Annotated in this window: 12 protein-coding genes; 5 read left to right on the plus strand and 7 right to left on the minus strand. The window is 62.6% G+C overall.

What is annotated here, in order from left to right; all coding sequences use genetic code 11:
• Nucleotides 1-21: 21 nt before the first annotated feature.
• A complete protein-coding gene (gene rpoZ / locus FJ417_RS13345; protein ID WP_140644367.1) occupies nucleotides 22-423 on the minus strand; it encodes a DNA-directed RNA polymerase subunit omega in 402 nt (133 codons plus the stop codon).
• A 305-nt stretch (nucleotides 424-728) separates the two neighbouring features.
• On the opposite strand from rpoZ, the gene FJ417_RS13350 reads away from it, so the two are divergent.
• Both FJ417_RS13350 and FJ417_RS13355 read left to right on the plus strand, forming a co-directional pair.
• On the plus strand, nucleotides 729-1,310 hold the full coding sequence (locus FJ417_RS13350; protein WP_140644365.1) for an NYN domain-containing protein: 582 nt from the start codon (nucleotides 729-731) through the stop codon (nucleotides 1,308-1,310).
• Between the two features lie 12 nt (nucleotides 1,311-1,322).
• A complete protein-coding gene (locus FJ417_RS13355) occupies nucleotides 1,323-1,979 on the plus strand; it encodes a uracil-DNA glycosylase (RefSeq protein ID WP_140783771.1) in 657 nt (218 codons plus the stop codon).
• 32 nt (nucleotides 1,980-2,011) lie between these two features.
• On the opposite strand, the gene FJ417_RS13360 is transcribed toward FJ417_RS13355, so the two are convergent.
• The gene (locus FJ417_RS13360; protein WP_140783772.1) at nucleotides 2,012-2,485 is read right to left on the minus strand and encodes an Lrp/AsnC ligand binding domain-containing protein; all 474 of its coding nucleotides are present in this window, start codon (nucleotides 2,483-2,485) and stop codon (nucleotides 2,012-2,014) included.
• Nucleotides 2,486-2,628: 143 nt separating this feature from the next.
• Here FJ417_RS13360 and FJ417_RS13365 point away from each other — a divergent pair, with 143 nt between their 5' ends.
• Complete coding sequence (locus FJ417_RS13365) at nucleotides 2,629-3,558, plus strand: DMT family transporter (RefSeq protein WP_140783773.1); 930 nt, start codon at nucleotides 2,629-2,631, stop codon at nucleotides 3,556-3,558.
• 59 nt (nucleotides 3,559-3,617) lie between these two features.
• Here the strand turns inward: FJ417_RS13365 and FJ417_RS13370 are convergent, their stop codons facing one another.
• From FJ417_RS13370 to dapA, 3 genes are all read right to left on the minus strand, one after another.
• A complete protein-coding gene (locus FJ417_RS13370) occupies nucleotides 3,618-4,328 on the minus strand; it encodes a GH25 family lysozyme (RefSeq protein WP_140783774.1) in 711 nt (236 codons plus the stop codon).
• Nucleotides 4,329-4,480: 152 nt separating this feature from the next.
• The gene (gene smpB / locus FJ417_RS13375) at nucleotides 4,481-4,960 is read right to left on the minus strand and encodes an SsrA-binding protein SmpB (RefSeq protein WP_127877696.1); all 480 of its coding nucleotides are present in this window, start codon (nucleotides 4,958-4,960) and stop codon (nucleotides 4,481-4,483) included.
• Nucleotides 4,961-4,985: 25 nt separating this feature from the next.
• The gene (dapA, locus tag FJ417_RS13380; protein ID WP_140783775.1) at nucleotides 4,986-5,867 is read right to left on the minus strand and encodes a 4-hydroxy-tetrahydrodipicolinate synthase; all 882 of its coding nucleotides are present in this window, start codon (nucleotides 5,865-5,867) and stop codon (nucleotides 4,986-4,988) included.
• 465 nt (nucleotides 5,868-6,332) lie between these two features.
• Here dapA and FJ417_RS13385 point away from each other — a divergent pair, with 465 nt between their 5' ends.
• Nucleotides 6,333-8,366: a lytic transglycosylase domain-containing protein gene (locus tag FJ417_RS13385; protein WP_140783776.1), complete on the plus strand. Its 2,034-nt coding sequence runs from the start codon at nucleotides 6,333-6,335 to the stop codon at nucleotides 8,364-8,366.
• 209 nt (nucleotides 8,367-8,575) lie between these two features.
• The gene (locus FJ417_RS13390; RefSeq protein WP_140783777.1) at nucleotides 8,576-9,475 is read left to right on the plus strand and encodes an alpha/beta hydrolase; all 900 of its coding nucleotides are present in this window, start codon (nucleotides 8,576-8,578) and stop codon (nucleotides 9,473-9,475) included.
• Between the two features lie 77 nt (nucleotides 9,476-9,552).
• On the opposite strand, the gene FJ417_RS13395 is transcribed toward FJ417_RS13390, so the two are convergent.
• Nucleotides 9,553-10,629 (minus strand): site-specific integrase, encoded by a 1,077-nt coding sequence (locus FJ417_RS13395; protein ID WP_140783785.1) that lies wholly within the window; start codon nucleotides 10,627-10,629, stop codon nucleotides 9,553-9,555.
• Between the two features lie 243 nt (nucleotides 10,630-10,872).
• A complete protein-coding gene (locus FJ417_RS13400) occupies nucleotides 10,873-11,760 on the minus strand; it encodes a porin (RefSeq protein WP_140783786.1) in 888 nt (295 codons plus the stop codon).
• Between the last annotated feature and the right edge of the window lie 3 nt (nucleotides 11,761-11,763).

An 11,763-nucleotide genomic window follows, 5' to 3' on the forward strand; every position in this document is an offset into this window, starting at 1 on the left:
ATCCAACCCGGACAAAAGCTCTTAGTAGTCGTCGCTCTTTTCGGGCGGCACCAGACCTTCGATGCCGGCGAGCAGATCTTCCTCGCTCATGCGGTCGAACGTAACGTTCTCCTCGGCGTCGTCGGTGTCGGCAGCAGCAACGGTCGCGCCGGTCTCGTCGGTGATCGCCTCGCCCTCGGCTTCCGGCTCGTCGACCTCGACATGCTTCTGCAGCGAGTGGATCAGGTCCTCCTTGAGGTCGTCGGGCGACAGCGTCTCGTCGGCGATCTCGCGCAGCGCGATGACAGGGTTCTTGTCATTGTCGCGCGGAACGGTGATCTGCGCGCCCTGGCTGATCTGGCGGGCGCGGTGGCCGGCGAGCAGCACGAGTTCAAAACGGTTGTCGACCTTGTCGATGCAATCTTCAACGGTTACGCGGGCCATGGACTGCCCCTTTCATGCGATGGATTTGATGGAAAGCTGGCGCGCTCCATAACGCGGGCGCGGCCGAAATACAAGCTTCATGGCGTCGACGTCAGCTTTGCGGGCCGTTGCCTGGCTCATCACCGCGCTACGCCATGAAGCTGCCCCCATATAGTGGCGATCACAATTGCTTGCAATGCAGGGGCCCGCCCTTGGATATCCACAAATTGCGCGTTATCTCGGTTGTGACGGCACCGAGGCCCATTGTCGGACCTATTCGTCAAACGCTTTTAGACGACAGAAATTTTCGAAAGGAATGTTTTTCAATGTTCGATCCCCGTGAAAAGATCGCTCTTTTCATCGACGGCGCCAATCTCTATGCCACGTCCCGGGCGCTGGGCTTCGACATCGACTACCGCAAGCTGCTGTCGAGCTTCCAGAAGCGCGGCTACCTGCTGCGCGCCTACTATTACACCGCGCTGGTCGAGGATCAGGAATATTCATCGATCCGGCCGCTGATCGACTGGCTCGACTATAACGGCTTCAAGGTGGTGACGAAGCCCGCCAAGGAATTCACCGACTCGACCGGCCGCCGCAAGATCAAGGGCAACATGGACATCGAGCTGACCGTCGATGCGCTGGAGCTCGCCGATGTCGTCGATCATTATGTGATCTTCTCCGGCGACGGCGACTTCCGCACGCTGGTCGAAGCGCTGCAGCGGCGCGGCCGCAAGGTGTCGATCATCTCGACCATGGCTTCGCAGCCGCCGATGATCTCCGACGACCTGCGCCGCCAGGCCGATCATTTCATCGACCTGATGTCGCTGAAGAGCGAAGTCGGCCGCGACCCGTCCGAGCGGCCCGCGCGCCGGCCGGAACCCGCCGAGGTCGACGAGGACGATTATTGATGGGCGGCGGCGTTGAGCGCCGCGCCCTCCCCCGAACCCGGCCGTGACTGCCCGCTTTGCCGGCGGCTGCATGATTTCATTGCGGCCTGGCGCGAGCGCGAGCCCAGCTGGTTCAACGCGCCCGTGCCGACATTCCTGCCGCCGGAAGGCGAAGATTCAGTCCGCCTGCTGATCGTCGGGCTGGCGCCCGGCCTGCGCGGCGCCAACCGCACGGGACGCCCCTTCACCGGCGACTATGCCGGCGACCTGCTCTACGGCACGATGATCGCCCATGGCCTGGCGCGCGGCGAATTCAAGGCGCGGCCGGATGATGGGCTCCAGCTTGTCGGCACGGCGATCACCAATGCGGTGCGCTGCGTGCCGCCGGAGAACAAGCCGGTTGGCGCCGAGATCGCCACCTGCCGGATCTTTCTGAAGCCGACCATCGCGCGCTTTCCCAATCTCAGCGCCATACTGACGCTGGGCTCGATCGCGCATCAGTCGACGGTACGGGCATTGGGCGAGCGCGTGGCGGCCATTCCGTTCCGCCATGGCGGCCGGCAGCAGGCCGGCGGCATCGCGTTGTTTTCCAGCTATCACTGCTCGCGCTACAACACCAATACGGGCGTGCTGACACAGGAGATGTTCGTCAATGTGTTCAAGGAGATTGCGGCGTTCCTGAAGACCTAGATTCAGGCGCCCTGGAGTAATCCCGCGCCCGTTCATACGGGCAGCAGCGCATCCGGCTTCACCGCGCCGATCGAGGCGTAGGTGTGCGTCTCCTTCACTCCGGGCAACGGTAGGATGACCCGGGTCAGAAAATCCTGATAGGCGGCCATTTCCGAGATACGCGCCTTTACCAGATAGTCGAAGCCGCCCACGACCATATGGCATTCCAGCACCTCAGGCGCCTTGATCACCGCTTCGGCGAAACGTTCGAAGATATGAGGCGCCGTGTGATCGAGGCGTACCTCGATGAAGACGAGTGTGCCACGGCCGATCTTGGCGGGATCGAGCACGGCCCTGACCGCGATGATGTAGCCTTCCCGAAACAGCCGCTTCACCCGCTGGCTCGTGCCGGTCGGCGACAGGCCGACACGCGCCGCCAGATCAAGCGTGGTGCGACGCCCATCCTCCTGCAGCAGCCGAAGGAGATTGCGGTCGACGCCGTCGAGATCGCTTGCTTCTTGATTCACTTTAAAACTGCCTTTTTGATGTGAATTCCGCTATCATTTTGGAAAAACAGCGTATTTCAACACAGAGACCTGAACAATAGTCTGCGCTTTCGCCGCAACGGTGGAGACAGTCTTCACCTCCGACGACCTATGGGTGGCAAGTCGTGGCAGACGCAGATGACGCAGGGAACGCGAGACTGGCGATTATCGCCGGCCTCACCATGATCGGCATCTACGCTATCCAATTCGTCGCCGCTCGCTTCAGCCTCCGAGAACACCTGACGGCGACAGATTTGGCCGTTTTGCGCTTTGGCGGCGCGGGGGTGGTCTTTCTGCCGATCGTCTGGCGCAGCGGCTTCGCCCCCATGAGGGCGCTGGGCTGGCGACGGGCTCTGGCGTTGGCGGCACTGGCAGGTTTGCCTTATCCGCTGATCATCAATTGGGGCCTGACCTATGCGCCTGCCGCCCACGCGGCCGCGCTCTGCCCCGCCTCTATCGTCTTCTTTTCGTCCCTGCTGTCGCGCGTCTTCTTCGACGACGGCGGTTCGCAACGACGGACAATCGGCGTCGGCGCGATCATCGCCGGGCTGTTGCTGTTCATCGCCGCGGCGCGTGGCGGCACCGGCGGCGCCCTGATCGGCGACGTGCTGTTCATCGGATCGGGCCTCATGTTTTCGACTTATGCCGTTCTCGTGAGGCTATGGCGTGCCGATCCGGTCACGGCGACGGCCGCGGTGGTGCTCCTGTCGTGCCTGCCGTTGCCGGTTCTCTATCTCTTGGCGCCAAGCCATATCCACGCCGCGTCGGCTACGGAGATCGTAAGCCAGATCGTGATCCAAGGGATTCTGGCAGGCGCGGCGGCCATGTTCCTCTACACCTACATCGTCCGGCAAATGGGGCCGCAGGCGGCGTCCCTGTTCCTGCCCGGCATACCGATCGCGACGGTGATTGTCGGCATGGCGGTACTCGGCGAAACGCCGATGGCCATCCAGCTCGCAGCCATCGCGATCATGGCAGCGGGAATGGCCTTCTCGGCGACCGGAAGACCCAGTGCCGGCGCAAGCCTGAATGTACCGGCGTCACGCGGATCATGAGACTTTTCAGCGATATACGAAAAACGCCGCAGAAACAGATTCGAGGCGCCGCCGGGCACTCACGGCGTCGGCGCAAACAACTCCGCCATCGTCCCGCGGCTGCCCTTCAAAACGTTGAGATCGACATCGCCTTCGATGCCGTCGACGCGGCCCATGTTGTGATACTGCCAGTAGATCCAGTCGTTCCCGCGCGGCCTCATCGCCAGCGAACGCAGCCAGCGCTGGCGGGTCATGATGCTGCCGGAATAGGTGTCGGCCGCCTCGTCGGTTAGATAGAAAATCGCCTGCTTGCCGAACGCCGTCTCGACCGGACCGAGGAAGGCGGCGAGTTCGGCGTTCAACTGTTCGGGAGACGGACGCTGCGGGCAGTTGCCGCCGAACTCGATGTCGACCACCGGCGGTAGAAGCGGCTCGCCGCGCGGCACCACCGCAATGAAGTTCCTCGCCTGGTCGGCGCCGGGGCGGCAGAAGGTGAAGAAATGATAGGCGCCGACCGCCAGGCCGGCCGCGCGGGCCTCGCGCAGGTTGGTTGCGAATTGGGTATCGACATGGGTGCCGCCTTCGGTTGCCTTGATGATCGCGAAGGCAACATCGTCTGCCGCGACGCGTTGCCAGTCGATCTTGCCCTGATGGTGGGAGACGTCGACGCCTCGGATCGGGAACTCCGCGCGGTCCGGCGAAAAGCCACGGAACCACAAATAGGCGCCTGCCACGACGGCGCAGGCGACAACCACGCCGGCAAGGCCCCAGAAAACAATCCGCTTCCCCAAGACCCGTCCCCGTCGGAAGGTGAGAATTGCGCCGGACCAGAGAGCCGGCCGGTGGCTTTTTTCAGGCGGCCTGTTTCTGCCGGCGGCGAAAGCTCTTTTGTTTTGACGCAATTCCGAACGGAAAACCGCTACGCACTTTTCCTGGAATTGCTTTAGCCGCGTTCTTTCAGCAGCCGGCCCTTTTCGCGCGACCAGTCGCGCTGCTTTTCGGTCTCGCGCTTGTCGTGCAATTTCTTGCCCCGGGCGACCGCCAGCAGCAGCTTGGCACGGCCGCGGTCGTTGAAATAGATTTTCAGCGGCACCAGCGTCATGCCTTCGCGCTCGACGCTTTGCGAGAGCTTGGCCATCTCGCGCTTCGAGACCAGCAGTTTGCGGCGGCGGCGCGGCTCGTGGTTGAAGCGGTTGGCCTGCAGATATTCCGGCAGATAGGAGTTGATCAGCCAGATCTCGCCGCCTTCGGCCGAGGCATAGCTCTCCTGGATGTTGGCCTGGCCCTGGCGCAGCGACTTAACCTCGGTGCCGGTCAGCACCAAGCCGGTCTCGATCGTATCGAGCACCTCATAGGAAAAGCGCGCCTTGCGGTTTTCGGCGACCGTCCTGTTGTTGGGGTCGGCTTTCTTGACTTGATTCATAATGCGGAGAGGTGGCGCCTCATCCCTAATTAATCAAGCCGGCGTGCTTGAGCGCCGCGTCGATCTTTTGCGCGGTCGAAACCTCGACCGTCACCAGCGGCGAGCGCACCACGTTCTCGATCCTGCCCAACTTCGAGAGCGCGTATTTCGACCCGGAAACGCCGGGCTCCATGAAGATCGCCTCGTGGAGCGGCAGTAGCCGATCCTGCAGGTCGAGCGCCTTGGCGCTGTCGCCGGAGAGTGTCGCTTCCTGGAATTCGGCGCAGAGCCGTGGCGCGACATTCGAGGTGACCGAAATGCAGCCGACACCGCCATGGGCATTGAAGCCGAGCGCGGATGCATCCTCGCCGGAGAGCTGGATGAAATCCTTGCCGCAGTGCATGCGCTGATAGGAGACGCGCTCGACCTTGCCGGTCGCGTCCTTGACGCCGGCGATGTTCTTGAAGTCGTGGCGCAGCCTGCCCATCGTCTCCGGCGTCATATCGATCACCGAACGCGGTGGGATGTTGTAGATGATGATCGGCAGCCTGGTCGCCTTGGCGACAGCGGCGAAATGCTCATAGAGTCCGCGCTGCGTGGGCTTGTTGTAGTAGGGCGTGACGACAAGGGCGGCATCGGCGCCGGCCTTTTCGGCGTATTGCACCAGCCCGACCGCTTCCTCGGTGTTGTTGGAGCCCGCGCCGGCCACGACGGGCACCCTGCCCTTGGCCACCTCGATGCAGACCTTGACGACCTGACGGTGCTCCTCATGCGACAGCGTCGGCGACTCGCCGGTGGTGCCGACCGGAACGAGACCCTTGGTGCCTTCGGCGATCTGCCATTCGACAAACGAGCGAAAGGCTTTCTCGTCGAAGCGCCCGCTCTTTTCGAACGGTGTCACGAGCGCAGTCAGCGAGCCTCTCAGCATGTCGTCCAAACTCCTTGGAACTTTGTCGGTTTATGCATGTCGTCGTCCCAAAACCGGTTCCCACTTTGAGCGACATGCATCGGTGTTCATTAGATCGGTTGGTTGCGCGCCTTCTACCCGAAAGCGAAGCCGCGCACCATAGTCTCGACATGGTTCAGCGGCAAGCATCGGCGTAGTGCCAGTGTCGTGGTTTTCGATGTTCGCCAGACGTTGATATCAGGCTCGGGGCGAACATCGAAAACCAAAACGACACTGGATTCGACAGTTGGCTGGTGTTCCTGCGATTCTGAAATTCGCGCCGCGCCCGATATCAAGGTCATGCGAATTTCAGAATCGGGACACCAGCAAGCGCAATTCGAACGGCCTCGATAACCTTTTGTTTACGAGCCCTTCACGACCTAAGTTTAGGCTTCGCACCGGGTTCTCAATTGCCCGCGCCTGCTGACGATGTGCTAGGATCGTAAAATGCCGACGAGGCGGCCCCATCTTTTCGCGCTTTTGGGCGCGATCGTCGCGCTGATGCCCACCGTGGCGATCGGCGGCAGCGTCGATGTGCGCGCGACGGCCTCGATTCCGGCGCCCGATGCGCCGCAGGCGCCGGGCCAGATGTCGACCACCCCCGACATAGCGCAACTGAAGAGCGGGCTCGACGCGCTCGCCGCCAACAACATCGCCGGCGCGCGCAATGCGCGCGACACGCTGCCCGCCACCTCGCTCGACCGGCACATCCTTGCCTGGGCGATCGCGCTTTACGGCGGCGACCAGGTGCCGAGCGGCGAGATCGCCGACGCGGCCAAGATGCTGCCGGGATGGCCCGGCACGATCGCGTTGCGCAAGAACAGCGAGCGCGCGCTCTATCGCGAGAACCCGCCGCCGCAAGTGGTGGTGCAGGCCTTCGGCCGCAGCCAGCCGCTGACGCCCGAGGGTGTGATCATTCTTGCCCGCTCGCAGATGGCGCTGGGCAACCAGGCCGCGGCGCGCGCGGTGCTGGTGCCGTTCTGGCGCAGCGAGAAGCTGGAAGCAAAGGACGAGGCGACCGTCATCAAGGAGTTCGGCGCGCTGATCCCGGCGGCCGACCATCGCTACCGCATGGAGCGCATGTTCTATGCCGACCGGCCGTCCTCGGCGCTGAGGGTCGCTGGCCTCGCCGGCGCACAGCCCCTGGCGGATGCCTGGGCGGCTGCCGACAAGGGCGACAAGAACGCCGCCAAGCTGTTGAAGGCGGTGCCCGCGGCGCAGCGCTCCGCCGGCTATTTCTTCGCCGAGGCGGAATATCTGCGCAAGCAGCAGAAATTCGCCGATGCCGCTGCTGTCGTGATGAAGGCGCCGACCGATCGCGATTCGCTGGTCGACCCCGATGCCTGGTGGGTCGAACGCCGCGTGCTGGCGCGTGAGCTGGTCGACCAGGGCGACATGAAGACCGCCTACAAGATCGTCTCCATGCACGCCGCCGAGAGCCCGCTGAACGCCGCCGAAGCCGAATTCCATGCCGGCTGGTATGCATTGCGCGGCCTCAACGACCCGGCGACCGCCGCCGGGCATTTCACGCGCATCACCGAATTCGCCCAGGGACCGGTGTCGCTGTCGCGCGCCTATTACTGGCTCGGCCGCGCGGCGGAAGTCGGCGGCCCAGGCAACGCCAAGGATTATTTCACGCGTGCGGCCGGCTACGGCACGACCTTCTACGGCCAGCTCGCGGGCGAGCGCGTGGGCTTGAGAACGCTCAACATCGTCTATCCGAAACCGAGTGCCGCCGACCGACAGAGCTTTGACAACCGAGAAGCAGTCGGCGCGATCAAGCGGCTGCAGGAAGCAGGCTACGACCGCTACGCCGAGACGCTCTACCGCGACCTTGCCGGGCAGCTGACCAGTCCGGGCGAACTGGCGCTGCTTGCGGTGCTGGCCGAAAAGCAGGGCAACCATTTCATGGCGCTGAAGGTCGGCAAGATCGCCGCCCAGCGCGGCATCGATGTCGGCGCGCTGTCGCATCCGCTGGGTGTCATTCCCGATTCGGCCAACATTTCGGGGTCCGGCAAGGCGCTCGCCTACGCCATCGCCCGCCAGGAAAGCGAGTTCAATATCGGCGCCGTTTCCAGCGCCGGCGCGCGCGGCCTGCTGCAGCTGATGCCGGGCACCGCCAAGCAGTTGGCGAAGAAGGCCGGCATGACCTTTTCGCAGGCGCGGCTGACGACCGATGCCGGCTACAACGCGACGCTGGGCTCGGCCTTCCTCGGCGAACAGCTCGACCGCTTCGGCGGCTCCTATGTGCTCACCTTCGCCGGCTACAATGCCGGCCCGAACCGCGCCGCCCAATGGGCGGTGAAATACGGCGATCCGCGCGGCAAGGGCATCGATGCGGTCGTCGACTGGATCGAGCGGATTCCCTACACGGAAACAAGAAGTTACGTGCAGCGCGTGATGGAGAATTATGAGGTTTATAAGATGCGTATTTCAGGGAAATACGACATCGTGGGCGACCTCGTGAACGGGCGCAGCTGAAGTCTTTCCTTCTCCCCTTGTGGGCCTGTTGCGTTCCAGGAAACGCCGACGTCTCACTCCGCTGGAACACCCTCATCCGTCTCGGCGCTGACGCGCCGATCCACCTTCTCCCGCAAAGGGCCCGCAAGGGGAGAAGGGAAGAACTCCCTATTTGACGATCCCTGCCCTCGCCTGTAGCTGTCGATCACCCAGCGAGGAGCGGCATTGCGATGGCGAGCGACGAAGGTTTCTCCGACTTCTTTTATCCCGCGCCCGACGGCCTAAAGCTTCATGCGCGGATCTATGGCGAACCGAATGCCAAGGGCTGCCCGGTAGTCTGCCTGCCCGGCCTCACCCGCAATGCGCGCGACTTTCATGAACTCGCGATCCATCTTTCCAGGAAAACGGAGAGCCCCCGGAAAGTCATTGCCTTCGACTACCGCGGCCGCGGGCAATCCGGCCACGATCCCGATATCGGCCACTATAATGTCGGGGTCGAAGCCGGCGACGTGCTTGCCGGGCTGTCTGCGCTCGGCATCGAACAGGCCGCCTTCGTCGGCACGTCGCGTGGCGGCCTGATCATCCATGTGCTCGGCGCGTTGAAGCCGGCCGTACTAAGGGCCGTCGTCCTGAACGACATCGGCCCGGTGATCGAGGCGGAAGGCCTCGCCCATATCCGCTCCTATCTCGACCGTGCGCCGAAACCGAAGACCTTCGCCGAGGCGGTCGCGGCCCAGCGGCGCGTGCACGGCGCCGATTTCCCGGCGCTCACCGACGCCGACTGGGCGCGGATGGTCCGGGCGATCTGCCGCGAAACGGATGCCGGCTGGGTGCCGGATTTCGATCCGGCCCTGGTCGACACGCTGGCCGGCATCGATTTCAGCAAGCCGTTGCCGGATCTGTGGCCGCAGTTCGACGCGCTCGCCGCCATTCCACTGCTCGCCATTCGCGGCGCAAACTCGAAACTGCTTTCCACGGCGACGCTTCAAGCGATGCAGGAGCGGCACCCCGGCATGGAACAGATCACCGTCGAAGGCCAGGGCCACGCGCCCTTCCTCGAAACCGGTGACTTGCCTGGAAAGATTGCCGCATTCCTCTATCGGATCGAATATCGAGTAGAAATGAAATAAAGCCCGAGACTATGTCAGTCCCGGGCTTACCATCCAAATATAGATTTGCGCATGCCGGCGGGAGCGATCCGCTCGGTCTACTCGCCTTTCGAGCGCTTGCGGGTCGCCTTAGCCGGTTCCTGCCGTTTCGCTTTCCGAGACGGCGGGGCAGAGGTCGGCGTCGTGAGGGGCGAAGCGAAGACGGAGGCTTCGGCCGAGCGGGACGACGCTTCGTCGCCGCGCGGCTTCTCGAGAACGACGACACAGCCATCGAGATCGTTGGTGGCCAGATGCGCGTAACGCATGGTCATCGACAAAGTCTGATGGCCCAGCCACATCTGGACGCGCCTTATGTCGATACCGCCCTGGACGAGACGTGAAGCGCAAGTGTGACGCAGGATGTGCGGCACCACCTGTTCGTCGGCACCGAGACCGACTTCCGTCTTCGCCTCGTTCCAGATCGCGCGGTACTGCGCCTGTGTCAGCTTGGTGAACGGGCCTTTCGGCCGGCGTCCTTCCGTGTTCGGCGGCAGCTTGATGACGTCCTTGACGCGCTCGGTCATCGGAATGGTTCGGCTGCGGCCGGACTTGGTGATCCAGAAGGAGACCCGGTGTTCCTGGATGTCGTTCCAGATCAGGCCGAGCGCCTCGCCGAGGCGGCAGCCGGTATCGACCAGGAAGACGGAAAGCCTGTAGGCATCCTCGCTGCGGCTCCTGATCGCCGCGAACAGCCTTGCTTCTTCGTCCCTTTCGAGGAAACGAATCCGTCCCGCCCGCTCCTTCTGGCGGCGGAACTCGGGCAGGCTGTGGATATCTCCCATCTTATGCGCCTTACGCAGCAATTTGCTGAGGGCAGCCATCTTGCGATTGATGGTTGCGTTGCTGTTGCCGCGCTGGCGCAATGTACCGATAAGATTGTCCAGGGTGTTCTGGTCGAAGGTGCTGAAACGCTCTCCCAGAAGGATCTCGTCTATTTCACCGATGAAAGAGCTGACATTGTATTTATGCCGCCCATCATCCCAGAGTATATCTCGATAAGCTGTAAAAAGCTCTCCGATCCTATACGACTTTACTTCTCGGATCTTGTTGTAGGTGTATCGAAAGTTCGAATTCTGAGAAGAAAATACCGCAAAATGACCAGAGGGCTCACCCTCTTGAACCGCTTCGTTCGACATTTTAGCCACACCCCCTGTGGTTAAGGGACCAGCCCTAACCGCTTGAGAGTGTCCTTTCAAGAGTTTTCGAATCTCATCGACGATCTCATCCGCCAGCGCGGAACCCACAAGATCGATCAACAGACCCGATCAGCTTACCGTTTCACCCCCATCCTTTCGTTTGAATTGCCGCAACCGCGGAAAACAAAAACGGCCCGGGCGAGGAAGCGCCCGGGCCGGATTTCACCTGTAGGGTTCCAGCCCTTAGAAGTCGCGCTGGAAGCGGACGAAGCCGCCGAGAGCGTTCTTCTTGCCGGGAGCGAGGTTCGTCCAGTTGTAACCGTTGTTGTCGTGGTCGTTGTGAGCCCAGTCGAGTTCGGTGATGACCGAGAAGCCGGGAACGATCGTGTAGGCAACGTTCGCCGCGAGACCGAATTCCTTGGCTTCGTCATACGAAACCTGGAGGTTGAACGAGGTCTTCTCGTTGAACTTGTAGGTGCCACCGCCCCACACAGCCCAGTTACCGCCCCACGGCTTGTAGAAGTTGCGCGGAGCGTTGTCGTCGGTGCCGTAGCCGCCGATGACGAACAGCGAGAAGGCGTCGTTGACGTTCACGTCCAAGCGAACCTTGCCGGCCCACTCTTCCCAGTTGCTGTTGTAAGCGACGACACCGCTGATGCCGCCCCAGCCCTGCGTGTACTTCAAGCCACCGACGATATGCGGCACGTAGCTGTCGATGAGCTCGCTGCCCGGGAACGTCCCGGCGCCGTCAGTGGTACGAGGGCTTGCGTCGTGATAGCCACCGTAGGAATTGCCCTCTTCGAACGAGACAACGGCCGAGAAGCCGTTGCCCGCATCAAAGGTGTAGCTGATCAGGTTGGTGTCGAAGCCGCCGTAGGGAACGATCGTATCGTTGATAACCGAGCCGGCATAACCCTGGAAGGTGTCGAAAGCCGATTCGTCAGCGCCGATGCGCAGACCACCGAGCTGAACCCAAGCAAAGTGGGTATTGACCGACGAAGCGCCGTCGCTGAACTCGAAACGGGTCTCGGTGTAGGTCTTCAAGGTGCCGAGCTCGGTTTCCTGGCCGGTCCAGGTCTTCAGAGCGAAGCGGGCGTTCTTATGCCACGAACGCTGCGAGTCGCCATCCATGAC

This window comes from Mesorhizobium sp. B3-1-7 (assembly GCF_006439385.1).
Classification (GTDB): domain Bacteria; phylum Pseudomonadota; class Alphaproteobacteria; order Rhizobiales; family Rhizobiaceae; genus Mesorhizobium.